At 42.9% G+C, this 23,995-nt stretch carries 19 protein-coding genes; 12 read left to right on the top strand and 7 right to left on the bottom strand.

The features are described from left to right. The first annotated feature begins 2 nt into the window (after positions 1-2). The 3 genes from Bealeia2_RS03220 (at position 3) to dapE (ending at position 3,640) form a co-directional block, all read left to right on the top strand. Positions 3-1,583 (top strand): TadE/TadG family type IV pilus assembly protein, encoded by a 1,581-nt coding sequence (locus Bealeia2_RS03220; protein ID WP_331255691.1) that lies wholly within the window; start codon positions 3-5, stop codon positions 1,581-1,583. Between the two features lie 102 nt (positions 1,584-1,685). Then, positions 1,686-2,513 (top strand): 2,3,4,5-tetrahydropyridine-2,6-dicarboxylate N-succinyltransferase, encoded by an 828-nt coding sequence (locus tag Bealeia2_RS03225; protein WP_331255692.1) that lies wholly within the window; start codon positions 1,686-1,688, stop codon positions 2,511-2,513. Continuing rightward, positions 2,510-3,640: a succinyl-diaminopimelate desuccinylase gene (dapE, locus tag Bealeia2_RS03230; protein WP_331255693.1), complete on the top strand. Its 1,131-nt coding sequence runs from the start codon at positions 2,510-2,512 to the stop codon at positions 3,638-3,640. The genes Bealeia2_RS03225 and dapE overlap by 4 nt, the downstream gene beginning before the upstream one ends. Here the strand turns inward: dapE and Bealeia2_RS03235 are convergent. From Bealeia2_RS03235 to Bealeia2_RS03245, 3 genes are all read right to left on the bottom strand, one after another. Beyond that, on the bottom strand, positions 3,614-4,804 hold the full coding sequence (locus Bealeia2_RS03235) for a multidrug effflux MFS transporter (RefSeq protein WP_331255694.1): 1,191 nt from the start codon (positions 4,802-4,804) through the stop codon (positions 3,614-3,616). The two genes, dapE and Bealeia2_RS03235, sit on opposite strands and share 27 nt — an antisense overlap. Before the next feature lie 130 nt (positions 4,805-4,934). Further along, a complete protein-coding gene (gene uvrC, locus Bealeia2_RS03240; RefSeq protein ID WP_331255695.1) occupies positions 4,935-6,791 on the bottom strand; it encodes an excinuclease ABC subunit UvrC in 1,857 nt (618 codons plus the stop codon). Positions 6,792-6,875: 84 nt separating this feature from the next. Then, positions 6,876-8,528 (bottom strand): O-antigen ligase family protein, encoded by a 1,653-nt coding sequence (locus Bealeia2_RS03245; RefSeq protein WP_331255696.1) that lies wholly within the window; start codon positions 8,526-8,528, stop codon positions 6,876-6,878. Between the two features lie 122 nt (positions 8,529-8,650). Here Bealeia2_RS03245 and Bealeia2_RS03250 point away from each other — a divergent pair, with 122 nt between their 5' ends. Beyond that, a complete protein-coding gene (locus Bealeia2_RS03250; protein ID WP_331255697.1) occupies positions 8,651-9,550 on the top strand; it encodes a hypothetical protein in 900 nt (299 codons plus the stop codon). On the opposite strand, the gene Bealeia2_RS03255 is transcribed toward Bealeia2_RS03250, so the two are convergent. Together Bealeia2_RS03255 and Bealeia2_RS03260 are read right to left on the bottom strand one after the other, a co-directional pair. Next, the gene (locus Bealeia2_RS03255) at positions 9,523-9,804 is read right to left on the bottom strand and encodes a hypothetical protein (protein WP_331255698.1); all 282 of its coding nucleotides are present in this window, start codon (positions 9,802-9,804) and stop codon (positions 9,523-9,525) included. The genes Bealeia2_RS03250 and Bealeia2_RS03255 overlap by 28 nt on opposite strands. Before the next feature lie 397 nt (positions 9,805-10,201). Further along, positions 10,202-10,714 (bottom strand): hypothetical protein, encoded by a 513-nt coding sequence (locus Bealeia2_RS03260; protein WP_331255699.1) that lies wholly within the window; start codon positions 10,712-10,714, stop codon positions 10,202-10,204. 105 nt (positions 10,715-10,819) lie between these two features. Between Bealeia2_RS03260 and Bealeia2_RS03265 the strand changes: the two genes are divergently transcribed. The 5 genes from Bealeia2_RS03265 to Bealeia2_RS03285 all read left to right on the top strand — a co-directional run bounded on the left by Bealeia2_RS03265 (position 10,820) and on the right by Bealeia2_RS03285 (position 16,353). Continuing rightward, on the top strand, positions 10,820-11,911 hold the full coding sequence (locus Bealeia2_RS03265) for a hypothetical protein (protein WP_331255700.1): 1,092 nt from the start codon (positions 10,820-10,822) through the stop codon (positions 11,909-11,911). Between the two features lie 91 nt (positions 11,912-12,002). Next, positions 12,003-13,163, top strand: coding sequence for an ABC transporter permease (locus Bealeia2_RS03270; RefSeq protein ID WP_331255701.1), 1,161 nt, complete (start codon positions 12,003-12,005; stop codon positions 13,161-13,163). Between the two features lies 1 nt (position 13,164). Then, positions 13,165-13,872 carry an ABC transporter ATP-binding protein gene (locus tag Bealeia2_RS03275; protein ID WP_331255702.1) on the top strand — a complete coding sequence of 236 codons (708 nt, stop codon included), beginning with the start codon at positions 13,165-13,167 and terminating at the stop codon, positions 13,870-13,872. A 4-nt stretch (positions 13,873-13,876) separates the two neighbouring features. Beyond that, positions 13,877-14,869, top strand: a complete 993-nt coding sequence (locus Bealeia2_RS03280; protein ID WP_331255703.1) for an efflux RND transporter periplasmic adaptor subunit — start codon at positions 13,877-13,879, stop codon at positions 14,867-14,869. Beyond that, positions 14,866-16,353, top strand: coding sequence for a TolC family protein (locus tag Bealeia2_RS03285; RefSeq protein WP_331255704.1), 1,488 nt, complete (start codon positions 14,866-14,868; stop codon positions 16,351-16,353). Before Bealeia2_RS03280 ends, Bealeia2_RS03285 begins: the two co-directional genes overlap by 4 nt. On the opposite strand, the gene Bealeia2_RS03290 is transcribed toward Bealeia2_RS03285, so the two are convergent. Further along, positions 16,271-19,579 (bottom strand): FAD-dependent oxidoreductase, encoded by a 3,309-nt coding sequence (locus Bealeia2_RS03290; protein WP_331255705.1) that lies wholly within the window; start codon positions 19,577-19,579, stop codon positions 16,271-16,273. The genes Bealeia2_RS03285 and Bealeia2_RS03290 overlap by 83 nt on opposite strands. A gap of 317 nt (positions 19,580-19,896) precedes the next feature. Between Bealeia2_RS03290 and Bealeia2_RS03295 the strand changes: the two genes are divergently transcribed. Further along, entirely contained in the window at positions 19,897-20,721 is an 825-nt protein-coding gene (locus tag Bealeia2_RS03295; protein WP_331255706.1) for an ion transporter, read from the top strand. A 5-nt stretch (positions 20,722-20,726) separates the two neighbouring features. Here the strand turns inward: Bealeia2_RS03295 and apbC are convergent, their stop codons facing one another. Beyond that, positions 20,727-21,761 carry an iron-sulfur cluster carrier protein ApbC gene (apbC, locus tag Bealeia2_RS03300; protein ID WP_331255707.1) on the bottom strand — a complete coding sequence of 345 codons (1,035 nt, stop codon included), beginning with the start codon at positions 21,759-21,761 and terminating at the stop codon, positions 20,727-20,729. Between the two features lie 84 nt (positions 21,762-21,845). On the opposite strand from apbC, the gene hflK reads away from it, so the two are divergent. Together hflK and hflC are read left to right on the top strand one after the other, a co-directional pair. Beyond that, the gene (gene hflK / locus Bealeia2_RS03305) at positions 21,846-22,949 is read left to right on the top strand and encodes an FtsH protease activity modulator HflK (protein WP_331255708.1); all 1,104 of its coding nucleotides are present in this window, start codon (positions 21,846-21,848) and stop codon (positions 22,947-22,949) included. Then, positions 22,946-23,803 carry a protease modulator HflC gene (hflC, locus tag Bealeia2_RS03310; RefSeq protein ID WP_331255709.1) on the top strand — a complete coding sequence of 286 codons (858 nt, stop codon included), beginning with the start codon at positions 22,946-22,948 and terminating at the stop codon, positions 23,801-23,803. Before hflK ends, hflC begins: the two co-directional genes overlap by 4 nt. Positions 23,804-23,995: the final 192 nt, after the last annotated feature.

The raw sequence follows: 23,995 nt of genomic DNA on the forward strand, positions 1-23,995 counted from the left end.
AAATGAAACTGTTAAATTTGCAGTGTTTTGTGAGTCATTTGAAAAAATTCACACACAATGATTCGGGCGTTGTTATGGTTTTTATAGCATTAGCTGCAGTTCCGATGCTGGCTTTTGCGGGATTGGCCATTGATGCTTCCCGTGTTTATTATGCACAAACAGTTTTAACAGGGGCTGTAGATGCAGCCGCCATTGCTGCAGGTAGACAATCCAATGCGACGACTGCAACTTCTGAAGCAAAGATGGCGTTTAACGCGAATCTTCCCCCTAATTTTCTAGCGACACTTCCGTCCAATCCCCTGACTGTGACAACTACGGGAACTCAGGTGACCGTAGCTTCCTCAGGAATAGTTTCTACAACACTTCTCCAATTAGTAGGGGAAAATAATGTTACGGTAACAGCATCCTCGCTTGTGGATCGATCCCTCAGCGGTCTTGAGGTGGCCTTGGTTATTGATAATACAGGGTCTATGACGCAAGGCGCTGGCAGTGGGGGGCTATCGAAGCTTGCGGCCGTTAAGTCAGCTGCAAATACGTTACTCAATATTTTATATTGCGGCGGTACGGGTACCTGTTCCACAACGACGCAAAGCGGTATTTATGTAGCCTTAGTGCCTTATACATCTATGATTAATATAGGGACTTATGATCAAGAACCTACGCGATGGAAAAATTGGTTAACCTCAGGGGGAACGCCTACGACCTGTTTGAATTCCTTAGGACAGCCTTCAGCGCAATGTTTAACAACGATTCCCTCAGGAGTTACAACGTCACCTGTGATATCTCCACTTCCCCAATATGGTGATTTTTGGAGTACTTCAACAAGAAATGTGAGAGGCGTAAGAAAAACAACCTACACAGATACAGGGCCTTGGACTGGATGCACAGAGGCAAGATTGGATAATGCGTTATTCTCTGGAGTTGGGAATGATGGAGAGGGGGACGACACCCCCCCTGATCCGGCGAATCAGGCTACCCTTTGGGGGGCTTGGGATAACATTGTGGGAGATTCAGGTACTAACATCGGGGGGTGCCCTCAACGTACAGTTCCTCTTCAAAATGATATTACAAGTATTAGAAACGCAATAACGGGGTTAACAGCTCAAGGTTATACGGCCATTAATGTGGGCCTTGCTTGGGGGTGGAGATCACTTTCTCCAAAATGGCAGAATGTGTGGAATGGTATTTATAGCTCAGGCTCAGTGACTCTTCCTCAGGCTTATAATAAAACTCAAAAAGCCATTGTTCTTTTAACAGACGGTATGAATGACCTTTCTGGCTATTCGGGCTATGGATCAACGACGCAGGCACAGGCTGAGCTAGGATCTGTTCCTTTGGACACACTCAATACACGGCTGGCTAATCTTTGTACACGCGTTAAAGCTCAAGGTATTACAATTTTCACTGTCACAGTAGGGTCTGGCTCTGGGGCGCCTGATGCTACAGTAAAGGCCATTATGCAAAATTGTGCAACCCAAGCGAGTTATTATTTTGACTCTCCTACAACAGCAGATCTTCAAGGCGTTTTCCAAAACATTGGAAACACGTTACAGCAACTTCGCTTCCGGACGCCAGGTGCATAATAAAAAATCCCCCGTGACAGGGGGGATAAGTTCTTTTATGATGCCCCAACATCAGAAAAACTGATTTTTGTGACTGGGTTAGCCTAAGTGTGTGGGGGCATTATGTTTTCAGCATATAACCATTTAAAAGAGATTATTGAAAGTGCCTGGGAGAAGCGGGCCGAGCTTTCTCCGGAAAGTAAGGGAGAAATTCCTGAGGCTATCCGCGAGACGATGTTTGAGCTCGATTGTGGAGACTTGCGTGTGGCCACAAAGAATACTGGTTGTTGGATTGTTCATGACTGGATTAAAAAAGCCATTCTTTTAAGTTTTCGTGTCCATAATAATTTTTTAATTTCTGATGGGAACTCTAAGGCTTTTGATAAGATTCCACTCAAATTTGAAAATTGGGGGGACCTGCAATTTCGAGAAGCAGGAATTCGTGTGGTTCCGGGCGCGATTGTAAGGCATAGCGCGTATTTGGCCCCCAGTACAATTCTTATGCCCAGTTTCATCAATGTGGGCGCTTATGTGGGGCAGGGGACATTGGTGGATTCAGGCGTTCGTATTGGGTCGTGTGCACAAATCGGAATGAATTGCCATTTATCCGATAATGTGGGGATTGGGGGCGTTCTTGAGCCCCTCCAAGCGCAACCGGTTATCATTGAAGATCATTGCTTTTTGGGGGCTTGTGTTGAAGTTGTCGAAGGAGTTCTTGTGGAGAAAGGTTCCGTTTTGGGGGCGGGCGTGATTTTAACGTCTTCAACTAAAATTATAGATCGCCAAACGGGTGAGATTTCCTATGGCCGTGTTCCCTCCTATTCAGTGGTGGTTCCCGGAACGATTGCGGATCAAAAACACGGAATTGCCCTAAATTGTGCGGTCATCGTCAAACGCGTGGATGAAAAAACTCGCGCAAAAACCTCTTTAAATGAGCTGTTGCGCCCATGACTTATGATCCCGTTTCTTTGAGCCAAGAGCTCATCCGATGTCCTTCAATTACACCCGAAGAAGGTGGAGCATTGGTCCTTTTGGAGAAAGTTCTCAGAAATCTTGGATTTGAGTGTCATCGACTTGATTATGGAGATGTCTCGAATCTTTACGCTAAAATTGGAACGGGGTCGCCGCATTTTTGTTTTGCCGGGCACACCGATGTTGTGCCTTTGGGGGATGCAAGTGCTTGGACACATGATCCATTTTCAGGCCAAATTTCTGAGGGAAAACTTTGGGGTCGAGGAACGGCGGATATGAAATGTGCCATTGCCGCTTTTGTGGTGGCTGTGGAGCGATTCCTTTCGCAAAATGCGTTTCAGGGGTCTTTGAGTTTTTTGATTACAGGTGATGAGGAAAAAGATGCGATTCATGGCACCGTGAAAGTCCTCGAATGGTTGAAAAACCGAAATGATTTTCCCGATGCGTGCTTGATTGGAGAGCCGACCTCTCAAGTTCAGATCTGCGATATGATTAAAATCGGACGGCGCGGAAGTGTCACTGGAAAATTAACGTGTCATGGTAAGCAGGGTCATATTGCGTATCCCGCTTTTATGGATAATCCTATCCCGAGACTTTTAAAAACACTGCAAGTCCTTCTTGAAAATCCCATTGATGCAGGATCAGATTATTTTGAGCCGTCTCGTCTTGAAATTACCTCTATTGATGTGGGCAATAAGGCTTCGAATATTATTCCAAATAAAGTCACAGCCTACTTTGGAGTTCGCATTAATGATCTTCAAACGGGCGAGAAAATCCAAACTTGGATTGAAGACGTCTGTCGTGAAACTGCAGGGCATCATGATCTTGAAATTACGTGTCATGGAGATGCATTTTTAACCCAAGATCAGGATTTAATTAAATTAGTATCTCTTGCGGTTCAAAATGTGACGGGACGCGTTCCAGAGCTCAGCACCAGCGGAGCCACAACGGATGGTCGTTTCATCACACATCATTGTCCTGTCGTGGAGTGCGGACTTAAGGAAGCCACTATGCATCAAATTGATGAGCATGTAGAGGTTGGAGATATTGAGATCCTGACCGCGATTTATGAGAGAATTTTAGGCCAGTTTTTTCGACAAATGTAGTTTTTGGAAAAACCAGTACGCCAAAAGTGAGGCGATTACAATCATCACGGATACCCAAATGATATTAGTCATATAAAGGTATCCCCCAATAATAATCATAATTCCTCCCGTTAAACATTGCAGTGTTGAAAGCATAGCGGATCCTGATCCCAAATTGTCCGGTGTGGCTTCAAGGGCTAAGGTCGCAGCGTTGGGAAAGACAAGGGCCATGCCAAAGGAATGGACGGTCATGGCGGCTGTGATAATAAAGGCATTTTCAGAAAAGAAAATGGAGACAAAAAGCAGAGCAAAACTACCCAGGATGCAAAGCATGATTCCTTTTTTAAGGGCGTTTTCGATGGGTGTTGTTTTCAAAAGGCGCCGTGTGTAAAGGCTTCCGATCACATAAAAAATCAAGAGAACCGCATCAAAATAAGCATATTCGATCATGGTAAAGCCAAGGCGATTCACAAAGAAGAATGTGGTCGCAGAAAGATAAGACCAAAGGCATCCGTAGGTTAGCGCATCGATTAAATTAGGCAGAATATATCCAGGGGTTTTTAAAATCTCAGAATAAGTCGCAAAAAGTCCTTTGATGGAAAATTTCAAACGGTCATCGTGATGCAGTGTTTCTGGAAGAGCCACAAAACTTGAAACAGCAGAAATGGCTCCTACGCTTCCTACAATAACAAAAATCCACGTCCAATCAAAATTGATGGCGATATAGCCTCCCAAAAGGGGGGCTATTGCGGGGGATAATGTCATAGCCATCCCGACTGTGGTCATGGCGTGGGCGGCTTCTCGTCCTTCATAAAGGTCTTTAAGAATGGCCCAGCCCAAAACTGCAGGGCCTGCTGTTCCCATGCCTTGCAAGAACCTCCAGGCAATAAGTCCCTCAATGCTTTGGGAGGACGAACATCCAAAGGACGCCAATGTAAAAAGAATCAGGCCCAATATAATCAGTTTTTTCCGTCCAAAACTATCTGAGAGGGGGCCAAAAATCGGACCCGCCACACTGAACCCCAAAAGGCAGGCGCTCAGCGAATAGTTAACGGCCTCCTCAGTCGTTTTGAAAAATTGAGTGAGATACGATAACGTTGGAATGTAAATATCTGTGGCCACCTCGACAACGACAATGGCCAGAATGAGTATTGCAGATATCCAAAATTGTCCAGGGCGGGACATGAGAAAGCACCTTAATGCGTGTTTAAATAAGTTATATTAACGCTTTGTTTAGTCCATCATAGAGAATGAACACAATTTTTGCAAGTTTTCTGTCACAATCGTTAGAAAAGACGAGGTTTTGCAAGGATTTCTATCTTTTCTTCAGGGCGGTATGAATAGTTTCGGCGATAGTTTTATGAATTCCAGGAACGCGGAGGAGGTCTTCAAGCGCTGCGGCTTCAACGCCCTTTGCAGATCCAAAATGTCTTAAAAGGGCGCGTTTCCGGGAAGGTCCAATCCCAGGGATATCATCGAGTCGGGATTGCGTGAGCGCTTTGGTTCTTCGGGTCCGATGGGTTCCAATAGCAAATCTGTGGGCTTCATCCCGAAGGCGTTGGAGATAGTGTAGAACGGGATCATTCTTTTCCAGTTTGAAGGGGGGGGTGTCCGTCATAAAAAATGTTTCTTTCCCAGCATTTCTTTCTGGCCCTTTCGCAATGGCCACAAGTGCCACATCTCGGACGGCAAGATCTTCAAAGATTTCACGGACAGTACTTAATTGTCCTTTCCCGCCATCAATGAGGACAAGATCTGGCCAATTTGGCGTATCATCTTGATCATGGGTCAAAGCACGTTTGAAACGTCGAGAGAGGACTTCTCGCATCATGGCATAGTCGTCCCCAGGTGTGAGCGTTTCTGATTTGATGTTAAATTTACGATAGGCATTTTTAATAAATCCTTCAGGTCCAGCTACTATCATGGCGCCCACGGGTTGGCTACCTTGGGTATGGCTGTTATCGTAAACTTCAATCCGTGAGGGAGGCTCTGGCAAATTAAAGAGGGCGGCAACGCCTTCAAGAATTTTCTTTTGAGATAATCTTTGTGCCAAGTGACGCTCGAGTGCCTGGAGGGCGTTTTCATGGGCGCGCTTGAGGATTTTTTCTAATTTGCCAGTGTGAGGCGTTTTAATGTCCAAGGGGCCTTTTCGGGAGATCTTTAAAGCCTCTTTGAGAAGGGATTTTTCGGGAAGCTCTAGATTTGTCAATATCAGTTCAGGGGCAGGCGAAAGATCATAAAATTGAGAAATATAGGCTGCAAGAATTTCTTCGGGCGTACTCCCCTGGACTGATTTGGGATAAATTGCATGGGCCCCATAATTGCATCCACCGCGAAAGATCAAAATTTGGATTACAAATTGGTCTTGAAGATTGGCAATGGCAAAAACATCAATATCCTTATTCTCAGGAATATTCACCCATTGAGTCGATTGAACGGCAGTTAATGCCTGGATGCGATCTCGAAATTGTGCAGCACGCTCGTATTCCATGCGGTCACTTGACTCCTGCATTTTTTGAGCAAGATCTTCTTGAATTTTGCCAGAACGTCCGGCAAGAAAATTTTTCGCGTCTTTTACAAGTTCGGCATAATCCTTTTGAGAAATATAATTCACACATGGCGCACTGCAACGCTTGATTTGATATTGAAGACATGGCCGTTTTCGGGAAGAAAATATCGAATCGCTACAAGATCTCAACAAAAATGCACGTTGGAGTGTGGTGAGGGTTGTGTTGACAGCCACCGTTGAGGCAAAAGGGCCGTAGAAATCTCCCTGTTCGGATCGGGCGCCTCGATATTTTGTGAGGAGAGGGAAGGGGTGGCCCGCCTCAATATGCAAGTAGGAAAAAGATTTATCGTCTTTAAAAAGGATGTTGTAGCGAGGCTCTAACTTTTTAATGAGATTTGCCTCAAGAAGAAGTGCTTCGGCTTCCGTATGGGTGACTACAAATTCCATACGAACGGTTTCGGCAATCATGCGTTGAAGACGCAAGGGTAGCTTTTCTGGACGTGTATAGGAAGCTACCCGTTTTTTTAAGCTTTTAGCTTTGCCTACATAAAGTACATCGTCGCGCACATTGAACATGCGATAAACGCCAGGCACATCTTTCAAATGCTTAACCTGATTTTGAATGATACTAATTCCGTTTTGAAGAGAGGGCGTCTTTATCATTTTGGTAATTTACGTGATTTTCTTCCAAGGTTTCAATAAGTTTATGTGGATGCCTTGTATCTTAAAAAGGAAGGTTGGATTGATTTATTTTCTCCCGTAATTAAGACATTTCTCTAACTTTAGACCATTTAGAGAGCTATGATTCGCAAAAAAATCATCATATTTTTCAAGAAGATTACAGGCGTTTTTTTTGTCGTTCTGATCAAGGTATGCATAAGCTAAATATCTCATGGCATGATAATTATTGGGGCGCCTTAACAGCTCTGCTTTTGCTCCTTTTTCGGCTTCTTTTAAATTCCCCTGGCTCAAATCAATGGAAACTACATTAAGGCATGCGCTCCAATTGCTAGGATCTAAATGGCATGCCAATGCATTGAGCTTACGATGAGAAGGGTATGTATGATCAATATATCTTGAAAAAATTTGAGTGAGTGTTCCTACACAAAGAATAACGAATAAAAGAGGTAATACTGTTTTTACAATGGAGGAACGAAGTGGAATAACATCCACGTTCAAGGAGGTAATAAAATAGGCTACCATAAACGCCGTCATAAAGAAAGGAAACGGATTATCGAGTGGAAATTGAACGGCAAAATGAACAGAGAAGAAAATGAAATAAGCTACAATTTCTGGATGAGTCCTCAAAGTTTGTGGTAATAACTTTCGAACATCATAAAGATAGAATAAAATAACTGCAGCCATTAAGCCTGCGGCAACAATTCCATCCTCAATTAAAAACCTTAAAAATTCCACATGAGGTGATTTAAAAATCATCCCCTCATTTAAGTTCGGAAAAAGATTGGTGAGGTAGGGGATGGAAGAAAATTCATAGCTTCCAAGGCCAGATCCGAAAGGTTTATCTAAAAGCATATTTAATGAGTCTAAAAAAATAATCCATCTTCCAGACGTAGAAGTTGTTTTATTAAGGACTGTCCCCAAAAGCTTCGGGTCATGAAAAGAAATAAAAACGATATAAAGCAGAAGAGAAAAAATGAAAAATATTGTAAATAATCTGAAGAATTTTTTTAAATTTAATTCTCGCATTACGAGCATATAAAATACAACAAGAATGGCTCCGATGTAGGCGGATCGACAGTTCGTATAAAGTATATATGTGCCCGAAAAAGGAATAAGAAAGTCTAAAATTTTTCCGTACCCTTGTTGCTCAAATTTGCGGCGGACACCCATCATCAAAGCAAAACAAAACCCTACATATTCTGCCGATATATTTTGGTTGCCAAATGTCAAATACGGAAGATGTTCTGCAAAAATCACATAGAGTAATAAATCAATAAAAATAAAAACTGTGAGCCCCACAAATAAGGGAATAAAAATGAGATAACTTTCTCCTTCGTTTATAATTTTTAAGAATGCCACAAAGAAAAATACAAGAGCCCAAAAAACAATACGCTGAAATGTTTCAACGTAAAACGGGTTGACCTCATGAAAAAAATAGTTAAAAATCAAAGTGCCTAAAAGTCCCCATAACAAGTAGCGCGTTCGTGCCGTGAGCTTAATGAGATAAGATTGAAGGGGGGTAAAAATTAAAATTCCCAGCCCCAAGCTCGCTGCGATAAAAACAGAATAAGTTTTTCCCCACATGTAAGGATGGTTAAAAATATCGATCACAATAAATGGAAGTATTGTCGATCCTATTAAAAAGGGGAGGAGATATCCTATATCCCGAAAAGACTGATTTAAATTTAAGGTTAAGGAAAAGAATTTTTGATTCGACATAAGAATTCCCCATTTTTTTAGAACTATATCTTACATTTGAGGATTTGAAGAGATTTTATCTCAAAAAAACAACCTCAAGGAGTTGAGTCCTTGAGGTTGTTTTTTTGTTCTAGGATGAATTAGTGGCTACCATAGTTTACGCCGTGAGGGCCTTGGCTACCATAGTTTACGCTGTGGCTGCCTTGGCTAGCGAAGTTTACGCCGTGACCACCTTGGCTGCCATAGTTTACATTGTGACTACCATAGTTTACGCTGTGGCTGCCTTGGCTAGCGAAGTTTACGCCGTGACCACCTTGGCTGCCATAGTTTACATTGTGACTACCATAGTTTACGCTGTGGCTGCCTTGGCTAGCGAAGTTTACGCCGTGACCACCTTGGCTGCCATAGTTTACATTGTGACTACCATAGTTTACGCTGTGGCTGCCTTGGCTACCATAGTTTACGCCGTGAGGGCCTTGGCTACCATAGTTTACGCTGTGGCTGCCTTGGCTAGCGAAGTTTACGCCGTGACCACCTTGGCTGCCATAGTTTACATTGTGACTACCATAGTTTACGCTGTGGCTGCCTTGGCTAGCGAAGTTTACGCCGTGACCACCTTGGCTGCCATAGTTTACATTGTGACTACCATAGTTTACGCTGTGGCTGCCTTGGCTACCATAGTTTACGCCGTGAGGGCCTTGGCTACCATAGTTTACGCCGTGAGGGCCTTGGCTACCATAGTTTACGCTGTGGCTGCCTTGGCTAGCGAAGTTTACGCCGTGACCACCTTGGCTGCCATAGTTTACATTGTGACTACCATAGTTTACGCTGTGGCTGCCTTGGCTAGCGAAGTTTACGCCGTGACCACCTTGGCTGCCATAGTTTACATTGTGACTACCATAGTTTACGCTGTGGCTGCCTTGGCTAGCGAAGTTTACGCCGTGACCACCTTGGCTGCCATAGTTTACATTGTGACTACCATAGTTTACGCTGTGGCTGCCTTGGCTAGCGAAGTTTACGCCGTGACACCTTGGCTGCCATAGTTTACATTGTGACTACCATAGTTTACGCTGTGGCTGCCTTGGCTACCATAGTTTACGCTGTGGCTGCCTTGGCTACCATAGTTTACATTGTGACTACCATAGTTTACGCTGTGGCTGCCTTGGCTACCATAGTTTACTTGGTGAGAAGGGGTAAACTTACGATCATGGCCTTCATTTGGATCTTGCCACATGGCTACAAGAGAGGAGGCAGAAACAGAAACGAACAAGGATGCTAAGAGTTTTATATTTAACATAGAATAATCACCTTTTTTAAATTTAACAAGGTTGAAATCAATATAGGTTAATTGAATTTCTGTCAATATAAAATTTAAAATGAAAAAATTGTTGGATTTCAATTATAAGACTGACGAGATCTTAATATACTCGATTATCTCACACCATTACTATTTTCAAAACACCCTTGCAAAAATGGAATTGGAAGTCGGGAAAAAACTTGCTTATATGTAAATAAAAGCAAATGAATTTGCGTAATTATTATTTCGTTTTGGTGTGATTATGTTTTCCGATGCGCTCAGTGCTCAAATTAAAGTCCTCTCTTTTGTGGTGATGATGATATTGGCTATGGCGACTAAGGGAACTTTGGAGCTGCTTTTAAATCAGATTATCATCTCTTTAAGCTTTGTGAAAAAGCTACCACCCCACCATTTCCCCAGTGGACGAGGAGACGGACGACTGCATGTGGTCCCGACACGCTTTTTCAAGAAGCGCCGCGGGAACGTCGAAGAGGGGCTGCCCGTTATAGAAAGCCTGGTTGCTTTGCAAATCGACAACAACATTTCCCGCTTCAGCTTTTCGCGCAAAATCGGTTAAAATTGGGTTTGTTATTCCCAAAAATTGATTCAAATGAACCTCAATGGGAATCGAAATAAAACGCGGTGTTTTGCTGTAAATATTTGAGGCCAAATCCGCAGGCGCTACCGCGTTTCCGTCCATATCCACCCCCCCCACATAATTGACGTCTTCGGATGCTTCGGCAGCAATTCCCAAATTCAGGCATTCCTCAGAGGTTAAGGAAAGCATAGTTTTTCCATACTCTTGATGAACGGAAATTGCAAAAATTTGCGGTGCCCAAAAAGAAACGCCAAACATTACAAACCACAAGCTCTTTACAGTCATTTTATCTAAAATTGTATTGAATTTCATGGGTTAGTATCCTCTTGTTTTTTTGCTTAAATCAAATTAGGTCTTTTCAAGCACCCATCATATCGTGTTAGGCTTAGGATGAAATAAAAAAAGGGAGACACAGTCATGAAAATTTCATCCACACTTTTCTCAACCGTATCCTTAATTGTTCTTTTCGGCGCACTTTCCTCTCAATTAAACGCTATGCAAGAGCCTGGAACTAAAGAAGAAGGCTCAACAACGACAACAGTTCCTGTTAAGACTTCTGATGATGTGAAGAAAGAAACACCGCATGATTTTGTATCTACCAAGGAAGACCTTGAAGGAAAAGTGAAAAATCTCTTGGAAACAGATACAGCTGTCTTAAAGAAGAAACTGGAAGAACACCCTACTCCTGAAGAAACTGCGTTGACGAGTTCTGTGATTGAATACAAGGAAGAAAGGGCGAATTCAAATCCCATCCAAAACGGCAAGAAAACCACAGAAGAGGACGTTCAGAAAGTCCTTGAAAAAGTTCAGAAAACAACTTGGGCTCAATCTTTAGGAAATGCTGCCTGGTGGCTCACGCTGCCCGTTTCTGCACCCTTGACTGGAATTTATCATTTGGGGGGGTATATTTTTGGTAAGGGGACGAATACACACGCTTCTCAAAAAGAAACAGATGAAAAAGATGTTGTTATTATTAGAAAAGACGATGAGGATAGCAAGATTCTAATGACTGAAACACTTGTTCAAGATCCAAAAAAAGAGGTAGAGCCTACCGATCTAACACAAGATAATTCCACGAGTAAAATTCTAACATCAGTGCTGGAAAGCGATCTTCAAAGGGAAGAAAATCTTGATCTTAAGAAAGAGGAAACTATCACTGAGACAAACTTACCTCAAGAAGAAATTAAGCAAAATTCCCCCAAAGATGATTTGCAGGATCACGATACAAACCCTTTTGTGGAGTCTCAGGGGACAACGAAAATAGTTTTTGAAAATCCACAAAAAAAGGAAGAAGAGCTTGATTCTAAAAAAGAGATTAGAGATGGAAATGTTAGCATTGCGGAAAAGTCAAGCGATGCTAATATATTAAAATCGGATTTTACCTCTAAAACAAAAACGCAAAAGAAAAATGAACGAAAAAAAATCACAAAACAAAAGCTCAAAAAACAAGAAGAAGAAAACAGAAAATTACGTGAAGAGGTGAATCTCTTGAATGCAAAAACGAATTAAATTTTGAAATATTTTAAAGGAACAGCCCTCATTTTTTGAGGGTTGTTTCTCTTTATTTAAACAAGACTCAAAAAAATGAGCGGGGATTCCAGTGTTTTATATTGCCTTTAAAATGCTGGTGGGGGATCGAGGAAAATATTTAGGGATTATCCTGGGCATTTCCTTTGCGTCACTCATCATGACACAACAGCCCGCAATTTTCTCAGGGCTTATGACCCGAACTTATAGCTTTATTACTGATTTGGGGCTTCCTGATATTTGGGTAATGGATCCGACCGTTCGTTATGTGGATGATGGCAAAACCATGCCTGAAAAAAATCTCTATCGTGTAGCAAGTATTGATGGTGTGGCTTGGGCCAAACCGCTTTACAAAGGCAATATTCAAGCACGTCTCAATACAGGCACCTATCAAAATTGCAACTTGATTGGAATTGATGACACGACATTGATCGGAGCCCCGGCTCAATTGATCCAAGGAAATATTGAAGGATTGTGGCAGGCGGATGCTGTCATCGTCAATGAAGAGGGGGCTAATGATAAGCTGGCAAACCCTCCCGTAACTTCAGGCGGTCCTAAAATCCCCCTTCGTGTAGGTCAAGAAATTGAACTTAATGATCATCGGGCTGTGGTGGTGGGAATTGCTAAATCTACCCGAACTTTCCAGTCGTTGCCAGTTATTTTTACAACGTATTCACGCGCCAAGCAATTTGTGCCGCCGCAAAGAAACCTTTTGAGTTATGTGCTGGTTAAAGCCAAACCTGGTCAAGATATCGATCAGCTCGTCCACAGAATTGAAAAGCAATCAGGACTTAAAGCCTTGCCTCGAGAAAAATTTAAAGATTCCACCATCGACTATTATTTCAAATATACGGGGATTCCCATTAACTTTGGGGTTTCCGTTTTGCTGGGGTTTTTGGTGGGCGCTATTATTGCGGGGCAAACCTTTTATAGTTTTACTTATGAAAACCTAAGATACTATGGAGTTCTGAAAGCCATGGGTGTTGCGGACAGAACATTGCTTTTGATGATTGTATTTCAATCGCTGATTGTTTGCTTTATTGGCTATGGTTTGGGGATTGCAGGAACCGCAATTTTTGCCTACTTCACCAAAAATTCTCTTTTGGCTTTTCGATTTCCCTGGCAACTGATGGTTTTTAGTGTTTTCGGCGTGACTGTGATTTCAGCCCTTGCGGCCCTTATTAGCATTCGCAAAGTTCTTAAACTTGAACCTGCAATCGTCTTTAAGAGTTAATATGAACTCTCTTGCTGTCAAATGTCATAATATTACAAAAACGTATGGTACAGGTTCAACGCAAGTTGTGGCATTAAGAGGTGTTGATCTTGAGGTTAAGGCTGGCGAGCTTTTGATGTTGGCTGGACCTTCGGGATGCGGGAAAACTACACTGATTTCCATTATTGCAGGGATTCTTTTTCAAGATCAGGGAACGTGTGAATTATTTAGTCATTCTTTTAATCAAATGGCACCACGTGAGCAAATTGCGTTTCGTGCAAAAAACATTGGATTTGTCTTTCAAAGTTTTAATTTGATTCCGTCCCTCACCATTGCTGAAAATGTAGCCGTCCCTCTTATTATTGGGGGAGTCCCCCGCAAAGAGGCAACAGAGCGGGGGGCAGAAGTTTTAGACAAGTTGGGGCTTGGAGATCGGGTTGAATCTTTCCCCGCCAATCTTTCAGGCGGCCAGCAACAACGTGTAGCCATTGGTCGTGCTCTTGTTCATAATCCGCGATTAATTGTCTGTGATGAGCCGACAAGTGCTTTGGATGGTAGTACCGGATACAAGATCATGGAGATTTTAAAGTCTGTGGCGATGGAAGGCGATCGTGCTTTGATTGTCGTCACTCATGACAGTCGTATTTTTCAATTTTCTGACCGAATTGCCAAAATGGAAGATGGAAAAATTATCAAAATTATTAATGATCACCGAGAGTTTGAAGGATAGTAAAATGCCAAAAAAAATAATAAACCTCAATCGTGTTCTAACCGCATTGGCCATCATAGGAATTTTGTCAGGTCTTTGGATGGTGATCAAAGATCAAAAAAAAGCCCCCGTTTCTCAGCCTGCGGTGATACCCTCTACTTCGCCTTACGAAAGTTTTATTTCGGCCTCAGGAATTATTGAGGCCAAAAGTGAGAACCTTAATTTGGGAACCATCGTGGGGGGGGCTGTCGATAAGGTTTTGGTCGAAGTTGGGGACAAAGTTAAAAAAGGTCAGCCGCTTTTTACTTTGGATATGAGGGAAGCGCAAGCCGACGTAGCTTTGAAGCTCGCACAATTCGAAGAGTCCAAAACGGCATTGGAGCAAGCACGTGCGAATTTAAAATCGTCGAAAGATAATCTTGGATTTTTAGAAAAAGTTTCTGATAAACGCGCCATTGCACAAGAAGATCTCACAACGCGTCAAAATGCGGTTTTCGTTAATGAGGCGGCTTTAAAAAATGCAGAGGCAATTCTTCAGTCTGCAAAAAAATCTCTTGAGGTTTCTGAGACAACATTAAGCCTTTATACCATTCGTGCCCCCTTAGATTGTGAGATTCTACAAGTCAATATTCACCCTGGTGAATATGCTGCGGCTGCGGTACTCACCACACCTTTGATGCTCATTGGAAGTGTTCAGGACTATCACGTGCGCGTTCAAATTGATGAAAATGAAGCGTGGAGATTTAAAAAAGAATCTCCAGCAGAAGCAATTTTACGCGGCAACATTCATTTTAAAACACCACTTCAATTTAAATATATTGAGCCTTACGTTATACCGAAACAATCACTTACGGGAGATGCCACTGAGCGCGTGGACACCCGCGTTCTTGAGGTGGTTTATGCCTATGATCCTGAAACATTTCCCGGGTATATGGGACAACAAGTGGATGTCTATATTAAAGCGGATAAAATTCCAGCCTCCCTTACTTATGGTGGCCCTGGAGTGCCCGTACAATGAAACGTGCTCTCATCTCGTTAAGTTGTCTCTTGAGCGCGTGCGCAATTGGGCCTGATTATGAAAAACCAGAATTTGAAGTCCCCGATGTATGGGAAAATGCAGGATCCCAAAATCCAGAACGGGATCTGAAAATTGAGGCGGAATGGTGGAAGTCATTTCAGGACCCTCTTTTAACGGAATTGGTGGAAGAGGCTGTTAAATCAAATCCGACTTATCTTCAGGCGCTTTCGCTCATTCAAGAAGCGCGGGCTCAAGTCAAAAGTGCAACTGCAGGGTTATTTCCTGAGATTGATGGGACGGGGTCTTACTCACATAATCTCAATAGTCTAAATGTTAATTCGGGGGGGAGCGGTGGAAAGAGGGTCCGCGAAAGCGATGCATATGCATTGGGTTTTGACACCAGTTGGGAAATTGATCTTTTCGGGCGTCTCAGGAGAGCGGATGAGGCGGCCAAAGCCACCTTTGAAGGGGATGTTGCCAATGGGCAGGATATTCTTTTGAGTTTGATTGCGGAGGTCGCCCAAAATTATGTTCTTTTAAGACAATATCAACAGCAGCTTTTGGTGACACAAAAAAACGCCAAAAGCTGGGATGAGCTTTATAATTTAAATGTATCGTTATTCCAAGCGGGGCACATTTCAGAATTTTCTGTTCTCGAGGCCAAAACTTCTCGTGATCAAACACGTAGCCAAATTGCACCTCTTGAAGCCAATGTTAAAACAACCCTTCATCAATTAGCGATCCTTACAGGAAAGCCGCCCGCTAGTCTCTATGATAAGCTCTCAGAACCCCATCCTATCCCCCAAGTTTCGGGTGAAATCTTTGCAGATCTTCCTTCAGCTCTGTTGGAAAGGCGACCTGATATTAGGAAGGCTGAGCGTAATTTGGCATCAAATACGGCACAAATTGGTTTGGCTATGGGTGATCTTTTCCCGAAGTTTTCATTCACGGGGAACCTTGGGTATAACAGTAGCAAAGGCTCTAACTTTTTCGATCACACCAGTTTTAACGCATCATTTGGTCCTACGTTTACATGGGACATAATAGATTTTGGTCGAGTCCGTGCCAATATCGAAGCGCAGGAAGCGATAAAAGATCAAAGTTATTATCAATATAAGAGTGTTCTTCTTTCCGCGCTTCAAGATGTGGAAAATGGACTTGTGAATCTCTCCTCTGAAGGCAAGCGCCACGAAAATCTTTATGCGGCTTTAACTGCGAGCCAAGGTGTTGTTGATTTAAGTCTTTCGGAATATCAAGCAGGAGTTATTGATTTTCTGACTGTGCTCACGGCTAAAACAGTAAGGAACACAAATGAGTTGAATTTTATTCAAAGTCAAGCGGCCTTGAGCGTTGATGCCATTGCACTTTATAAAGCGTTGGGTGGCGGTTGGGAGACCATCCTTAAATCTTCAAAGCCTCAATCCACGCTTTTGTCAATTTTTCCGAAAGTGAGTTCTGACCCAGACGATCCTGGAGCATTGTAAAATCTAGGGTTTCCAAAAGTTGATCTTGATTCACACAGGAAAAGACATAAGAAACTTCCCCCGTTTGAGGATTTTGGTGAGCCTGTAAACATTGCGCGCAAATAGCCTTCATCATGCATTGCATGGGTGAGTTAATGCTGCCAATAGCAGTGTGATGGGGACTTAATTTGTTCTTCAGGGTAGATTCCCGCGCGTGTGCTACAGCGGCCATCATCCGGTCCGATCCAATGGCAATGATGTGATCAATTTGGGGGAGGGGGATTTGAAGATTTCCATTTTCTGAAAAATAGAGAATGGCTTCAATGACATTCCCCTGAAAAACGCGGTCGTGGGAGCGCTTAGGTTTCCAATCCATTTTTTCATCACAGCACCATATGACTTGGTCTGAAGCGGTCTCAATTTCTTCTGTTTTAAAGCGATCTTGAGCATTTTTATATCCCGCTACATAGAGAACTTTTGATCCGGCTTTTTTGAGCTCCTCTCCAATAGAAAAGAGAACTGCGTTTCCAAGTCCACCCCCTATGAGAAGGACATTTTTATGAGGCAAAATTTCTGTAGGTGTTCCTGTAGGGCCCATCAAAATGACAGGCTCTCCAGGTTTTAAAAGCGCGCAAAGATTGGACGATCCTCCCATCTCAAGGACGATTAAATTTACGGTGCCTTTTTCTGGATTGGCGCTGGCGCCTGTTAAGGCAAGCCCTTCCATGGCAAGGCGGGTTCCGTTTTTGACTCTGGCCAAACTCTCAAAATTCTGAAGGCGGAAAAATTGGCCGGGTTTAAAATTCCGGGACGCAAGAGGGGCATGGACCACGACTTCCACAATGGTGGGGGTAAGGCGATTGACAGCCACGACGGAAGCAGAGAGGGCCGCCGCCATATTGTCATCCTGAACTTGTTTTGGGGCCCCATGAGATTGAAGGTTTTTATTGACCTTCAACATCTCTGTAATTAAGGGATATGCCTTTTTGGCGCTCGCCATAGCTTTGACGACACTGCCTGAAAAATGAGGATTGAGATCCCCCAAATAACTGATAGAGCGCCCCGGCGTGCGGGAAATGAAAATATCATTCTCGGCTTTGAAATTACCGTCTTGAAGAGCGAGGCTGACTTCTTCTGCAATTTGCGTATTGGGTTGAGTTCCCAAGGCAAGAAGGGCAGATCCTGCAGGAAGATCAAAAACCTTTCCCTCTTTTTCAACCTGAAGATGAGAGAGATGCCCAAATCTATCTTTAAGAAAAGCGTGCGGTGTCGTATTCTCCAAAATGGAAATGCCTTGGGCAAGTGCTGATGTAATTTCCTCGTGATTGAGGCGATAGGCTGGGGCTTCTTGAAGGGATTTTCGGTAGATCAAAGTGCATCCGCCCCAACTTTGAAGAAGATTCAAAATTTCAGGAGACCGATTTTCGGCTTGAGCTTTAGCTCGTTCTTCTCGAATTGTTTTGGCGTGCGCTATAAAAATATTTGCGCTGTTTTTCTCATCTTCCGACCAATTATTTTGAGGTCCCAAAATTTCATACCGTTGCAAAAATCGTTCGACCTGAAGAGGGTAATAGGCCAAGGCTTCTGTTGCGGTGTCCATGGCTGTCAGGCCTCCGCCCACCACCAGGATGGGAAGTCGAAGTTCAAGGTTGGCCAGTGAATTAATCTTATCCGCGCCTGTGAGTTGAAGCGCCATCAAAAAATCAGAGGCCATGCGGACGCCCCGGGGTAGCCCGCCTGGAATTTCCAAAAGTTTGGGTTTTCCTGAGCCCAAACACAAAGCCACATGGTCAAATCCATAATCATCAAAAGCCTGATCAAGCGTAATTGTTCCGCCCAATCTGACGCCGCCCTTGAGTGAAAATTGAGACCGCCTTTCTAAAAGTAATCGAATTAAAGTGAGGTTGTTTTTATCCCAGCGTGCCGTAATTCCGTATTCCGCAACTCCGCCAAATCCACTCACAATACGCTTGCTCAAAGGCGTTAGATAATCGTGAATTTTGTAGATAGGTTCGAGTTTTTGGAGATCTTCGGGAAGGGGCTCAATCTTAAGACCATCAATCCCAAAAACCGTGTGACCTTCTTGAAGGAGATGATGCGCCAGTGTATATCCCGCGGGGCCCATTCCCGCCACAAGGATTTTACAACCGGAATTTTCCTCCGGAAAAGGTCTTTTGAAATTAAGTGGATTCCATCTTGAAAGAAGGCTGTAAATTTCAAACCCCCAAGGTAAACGGAGGGTCGATTGTAGTGTCTCCGATTCAATGCTGGGGACATCAACGGGATCCTGTTTTTGATAAATGCAAGATGTTATGCAGTCATTGCAAATGCGGTGCCCTGTACCCGCCACCATAGGGTTGTCGATCATAAGTGTAGCAAGGGCTGCCACCGTATAACCTTGAGTTCGAAGCTCATTCATCTCCGAAATTTTTTCTTCAAGGGGGCACCCTTCTAAAGAAACCTCCAGCGGATTTTTTTGAAAGCCCTCGGATCCTTTGACTTTAAGTCCTTTACTGCACGAGTCCTTTCCCTGATGATGGCACCAAATGCAATAGTGAGCTTGATCAAGGGCGTGAATTTGAGATGCGGGGGGTGTTGTGCAATTGAAGCCGTCTCGATAATAGGCTTTCTCTTCTTTTGTCATCCCGCTTTTAGATTCTAAAATAAATTCAGTATGATTTATGAGAGATGTATCAACTAAATTTCCATAGTTTTTTTTCTGAGGCAGTCTGAATAATTCAGAAGATGTTTTTTCATGGATCTGGAATGCAGCATATTTTTTTGCAAGCGCCAAGGCTTCTAGATGATCTTCTTCATAAAGCCACCCCAAAACAGCTTTTGCAAAATCAAGATCTTTAAAATCCGGATGAATCAGCGTTTCAAGTTGACGATAAAGTGTGGCGCCATCAAAGCTCTCAACTTCTCCTTTCGAGAATGTCTTTGCCGCAATACGTTGCACAAATTGACGTTTAGCTGAAAATATTGGGGAAATTGCGTGTGTGGACTCTTGCAACGCATGGATCTCCCCAGCAATTCCAAAAAACGTTCCCAGAAAATCTTCAAGATGAGGTGCGAGTTCTAGGATGAGCGCACTTTCATCATTTGCATTTTCAAAACGTGCTTGAAGGAGACGGACTCGTAAATGGTCCTCTAAAAAATCAAGGAAAGACGCATCTAACTTTATGAGGCCTTCCCGATCATAAAGGTCTTTAAAAGAGAGTTCGTACGGGAGTGTTAATTTAACCATGGGCGAACAATTGCATTTTGTTTAGGAAAGCTCAATCTTTTTTAGTGATTTTATAGAAAGAAAATGATGATATTAAATATGATTGTTAAAGTTGATTTAAACATTTTTTATGATGAGTTCTTTTTTTTTATTTTTCTTTGAAAATTTAAAAATTTACAAAACATTCTGTATTTTAACATTTTTAAATTCCAAATGTGATGAGGTAGTAGGGTTAAAACTTTACACTGACTTTCTTAAAGGAGAGTTAATTTTTTGAAAAAACCTGGCGAGTCATTGGAAAAAAATGTAAGCTACTCAAAAAAAATAGGAGGTCTAAAGTGCATCCGCATCGTAAAAAACTCGCTGATTTTTTTGAAAGTCGCTTATTTCAAATGATTCTTTTAGGGCTTATTATTGTCAATGCAATTGGCATAGGGCTTGAGACCTCAAAAGACGTCATGCACAAAATCGGCTTTGAATTTGAGGTTTTGGAATATTTTATTCTGGGCGCATTTATCCTTGAGCTTTTGACGAAAATGATTGTCTTTCGGCGCGACTTTTTCAAGCATGGTTGGAATATTTTTGACTTAAGTGTTATTGTGATCTCGATTCTGCCTCATGCGGCGGGGCTTACGATTTTAAGGTCCTTTCGTGTATTCCATTCTCTCAGTTTGTTTGAGCTCTCTCCGCACACACGTCATTTGCTTGCGGCCTTAAGACATGTGGGGCCTAGTGCTTTGAATGTTGTAATTTTCATGCTGGTGGGCTTTTATATTTTAGCGGTGATTGGCGTTGAACTGTTTTCAGAGCAATTCCCGGAACGTTTTGGCACATTGGGTTGGTCGTTTTTTACGCTTTTCCGTCTTATGATTTATGATGATTATGGCGCCATAGTAAGGCCTATTCTTCTTGCCTACCCTTACTCCTGGATTTTCTTTCTCTCTGCTACTTTGATTTTGGCTTTTGTTCTTTTGAACCTTTTTGTGGCGGTGGTTGTAACTGCCCTTCAGCGAGCCGTTCAAAATGATGAGGATCCTTTGGAAAAAAATGTCAAAGATCAGGCAAAATTAATTACCATCGAAGTGCAAGAAATTGACAACCTTAAAAATGAAATTGGGGAGCTGAAGAAAATGGTGTCTCAATTTATGCAATCCAAGAGGTGAGTGTTTCATTTCAGGGGTCCCATGATTTTCTCTGCGACCTTGATATAGCACTGAGCCTCGACACTTTCGGGAGAGCTGATGACAATGGGATTTCCTTGATCTGAGGTTTCCCGAATTTTGCCCTGAAGGGGGATCTCACCCAAAAAAGGCACTTCCAATCTCTTTGCCTCTTTTTTTGCGCCACCATGGTCAAAAATGTGCGACTGGTCACCGCAATGGGGGCAGGTAAAGTAACTCATATTCTCAACAATTCCTAAGACGGGGATTTCTAATTTACGAAACATATTTAGACCCTTGCGTGCATCAATAAGAGCAATGTCTTGAGGCGTTGAAACAATCACCGCCCCCGTCAATGGCACCGTTTGGACAAGGGATAATTGAATGTCTCCGGTTCCGGGCGGCAAATCAATAACAAGGACATCTCGTTCCCCCCAACTGACTTGTCGTAGCATTTGTTGAAGAGCACTTTGCACCATCGGCCCGCGCCAAATGGCGGGCGTTTCCTCATCTGTCATAAATCCCAAAGACATGACTGCAATTCCATATTTCTCATGGGGGATTAATATTTTTCCGTCCTCAGATTTGACGCGATCTCGAATTCCGAGCATGCGGGGAATGGAGGGTCCATAAATATCGGCATCTAACAAGGCCACACGCAGCCCCAACTGATGAAGGGACAGGGCGAGGTTCACGGCGGTCGTTGATTTTCCAACGCCCCCCTTTCCAGAGGCTATGGCAATCACATTGCGCACGCCCTCAATAGATTTTCTCTCTTTGGGATTAAGCAGCTTTGATTTTTTTTGGGCGGTTAAAATAATGCGGACCTCTTCAATTCCTGGAATTTTTTTGAGGATTTGTGCGAGCTTCTCTTTAACTTCTTGTGCTAGTTGAATATGTTGCGTATCAAACTCAAGGGTAAAGGTAATAATTCCATTTTCGGTTATCTCAAGGCCTGAGATACAGTCCGATTCCATGAGGCTTTTCTGGGTTAACGGATGCATCACCTGTGATAAGATGGCCACCACGTGATCATGTAACATTCATATATCCTTTCAATTGCTTCTTTTTCAGTGATACTTTATATATTTATAGTGAAATGACAATCCTGACGAATGAGGTAGGTTATGGCCTGGGATGAAAATGGTGGCCCTTGGGGAAACAATAATGATGATAAAAATCCATGGCAACGCAAGCCCGGTGGTGGCAAGAGTACGCCCCCTGATTTTGAAAAATGGTTTAAGGACCAGAAAAAGAAATTTAAAAAGATGTCCGGAGGCCCAGGTCCTAATAAAAATTTACTGTGGCTTGTTGCAGGCGGTGTTTTTATTCTCTGGCTTTTAACAGGTGTTTACCAAGTTCAAAACGATCAACAAGCGGCCATTTTGAAATTTGGAAAATGGGATCGCACAACAGATCCAGGGCTTCACTACCACTTGCCGCTACCTATTGAAACTGCAGTTATTCGAAATGTTACTACAATTAACGTTTTCACGAATACTACATTAAATTCAGAAAATGCAGGTGATGGCAGCTTGATGCTGACGGGAGATGAAAACATCGCCGATGTGCAGTTTGCCGTATATTGGCAAATCAACAATCTTGAGAATTTTCTCTTTAGTGCAAAATCTCCAGAAGCAACAGTAAAGGCGGCAGCAGACAGTGTCTTCCGTGAAGTCATTGCTCAAACGCCCATTGCGCAAGCTTTATCTGAGGGGCGTTCTGATATTAACATCAAGGTCAAAGAACGTCTTCAAAAAGTCATTGATGAGTATAAATTGGGTGTGACTATTACCCAAGTGAAACTCTTGAAAGTGACACCTCCGACGGCTGAGGTTGTGGATGCGTATTTGGACGTTCAACGCGCCAAAGCGGATATGGAAAGAAAACGGAACGAAGCTGAGTTTTATCATAACTCTATCGTGCCTGTGGCGCGAGGAGAAGCTCAAAAAATCATCCAAGATGCGGAAGCTTATAAGTCACAGATTGTGGCAGATGCCCAAGGTGATACGCAACGATTCCTGTCCGTTTTGACACAATATCGCAAAGCGCCAGAGATTACCAAAAAGCGTCTTTATCTCAAAACCATGCAAACAATTTTGCAAGGGGCAAATAAACTGGTCACAAATGGCGACACTGGAAAGCAAAGTGTCTTGCCTTACTTGCCTTTGCCTGAGCTTAAGACAAAACCCATCCCTGAGACAGCTTCAACGGAAGAGGTGAAAAAATGAGACAGAACTCACTCATTGCTTATATCGTCCCACTTTTGATCGTTTTCTTTCTTGCGACCAGTTCGTTCTTTATTGTAGGGCAGGGGCAGCAAGCGCTCGTCCTCCAATTTGGACGATTGGTGCGTATTGAAAAGGATCCGGGACTTCAATTCAAAATTCCCTTCATGCAAGATATTATCTATTACGATAACCGAATCTTGGATTTTGACATGCAGGCGCTTGAGGCCACATTGGGCGATCAAAAGCGCTTAACGGTTGATACCTTCACGCGTTATCGCATTGCAGAACCTGAAATTTTTTATCGGACTGTGAGAAATGAGCAGGGCGCCAAGGCTCGCCTTGAGGGGCTTAATAGTGGTATCGTCTTGAGCATTTTAGGTAAGGTCAAATTATCAGATGTTCTGTCTGCAAAACGTGAAGAAATTACGAAGCAAATTCGCGATCAAATGAATACAGAAGCCAAAGATTTTGGTGTGCAAGTTGTGGATCTTCGTTTGCGTCGGACCGATTTGCCAGTGAAGAACAGTGAAGCCATTTTTTCGCGAATGATTTCTGAGCGGAAACAAGAATCTCAAGAATTCAGATCACGCGGTGATGAAATGGCGCAAGAAATCAAATCCAAAGCAGATAAAGAAAAGACTATTATTTTGGCAGATGCTCGTAAGCAATCTCAAATTTTGCGTGGTGAGGGGGATGCCATTGTGACTGATATTTCTGCCCAAGCCTATGGTCAGGACCCGGAATTCTTTGATTTTTATCAGTCTTTGCAAGCGTATGAAAAAGGACTTGCAAGTGATAGCACAACTTATATTCTATCTCCTACAAATACGTTCTTTAAATACTTTGGAGGATAAGTGCACGTGATGAAACTTCTTCAATTCTTAGTTTAGTATGTTTGAAAAATGCTCAATAGAGTTGTCCTGATGAACTTGCTACTTGGCATCTCAAAAAAAGATCCTGAAATAATTCCGGATCAAGCCCGGGACTAAAAGGTTAGCATGACGATAGGGATGCAAAAAAATATCTACTCAACTGCTCTTTTTTTT

This window comes from Candidatus Bealeia paramacronuclearis (assembly GCF_035607555.1).
Taxonomy (GTDB): domain Bacteria; phylum Pseudomonadota; class Alphaproteobacteria; order UBA9655; family UBA9655; genus Bealeia; species Bealeia paramacronuclearis.

What these genes read in the sequence shown, in the direction of transcription:
- Bealeia2_RS03220 (WP_331255691.1), top strand. Translation starts at nt 3, where the DNA reads ATGAAACTGTTAAATTTGCAGTGTTTTGTGAGTCATTTGAAAAAATTC.
- Bealeia2_RS03260 (WP_331255699.1), bottom strand. Translation starts at nt 10,714, where the DNA reads ATGAAATTCAATACAATTTTAGATAAAATGACTGTAAAGAGCTTGTGG.
- Bealeia2_RS03285 (WP_331255704.1), top strand. Translation starts at nt 14,866, where the DNA reads ATGAAACGTGCTCTCATCTCGTTAAGTTGTCTCTTGAGCGCGTGCGCA.
- Bealeia2_RS03255 (WP_331255698.1), bottom strand. Translation starts at nt 9,804, where the DNA reads ATGTTAAATATAAAACTCTTAGCATCCTTGTTCGTTTCTGTTTCTGCC.
- uvrC (WP_331255695.1), bottom strand. Translation starts at nt 6,791, where the DNA reads ATGATAAAGACGCCCTCTCTTCAAAACGGAATTAGTATCATTCAAAAT.
- apbC (WP_331255707.1), bottom strand. Translation starts at nt 21,761, where the DNA reads ATGTTACATGATCACGTGGTGGCCATCTTATCACAGGTGATGCATCCG.
- Bealeia2_RS03235 (WP_331255694.1), bottom strand. Translation starts at nt 4,804, where the DNA reads ATGTCCCGCCCTGGACAATTTTGGATATCTGCAATACTCATTCTGGCC.
- Bealeia2_RS03245 (WP_331255696.1), bottom strand. Translation starts at nt 8,528, where the DNA reads ATGTCGAATCAAAAATTCTTTTCCTTAACCTTAAATTTAAATCAGTCT.
- dapE (WP_331255693.1), top strand. Translation starts at nt 2,510, where the DNA reads ATGACTTATGATCCCGTTTCTTTGAGCCAAGAGCTCATCCGATGTCCT.
- Bealeia2_RS03280 (WP_331255703.1), top strand. Translation starts at nt 13,877, where the DNA reads ATGCCAAAAAAAATAATAAACCTCAATCGTGTTCTAACCGCATTGGCC.
- hflK (WP_331255708.1), top strand. Translation starts at nt 21,846, where the DNA reads ATGGCCTGGGATGAAAATGGTGGCCCTTGGGGAAACAATAATGATGAT.
- Bealeia2_RS03265 (WP_331255700.1), top strand. Translation starts at nt 10,820, where the DNA reads ATGAAAATTTCATCCACACTTTTCTCAACCGTATCCTTAATTGTTCTT.
- Bealeia2_RS03275 (WP_331255702.1), top strand. Translation starts at nt 13,165, where the DNA reads ATGAACTCTCTTGCTGTCAAATGTCATAATATTACAAAAACGTATGGT.
- Bealeia2_RS03290 (WP_331255705.1), bottom strand. Translation starts at nt 19,579, where the DNA reads ATGGTTAAATTAACACTCCCGTACGAACTCTCTTTTAAAGACCTTTAT.
- hflC (WP_331255709.1), top strand. Translation starts at nt 22,946, where the DNA reads ATGAGACAGAACTCACTCATTGCTTATATCGTCCCACTTTTGATCGTT.
- Bealeia2_RS03225 (WP_331255692.1), top strand. Translation starts at nt 1,686, where the DNA reads ATGTTTTCAGCATATAACCATTTAAAAGAGATTATTGAAAGTGCCTGG.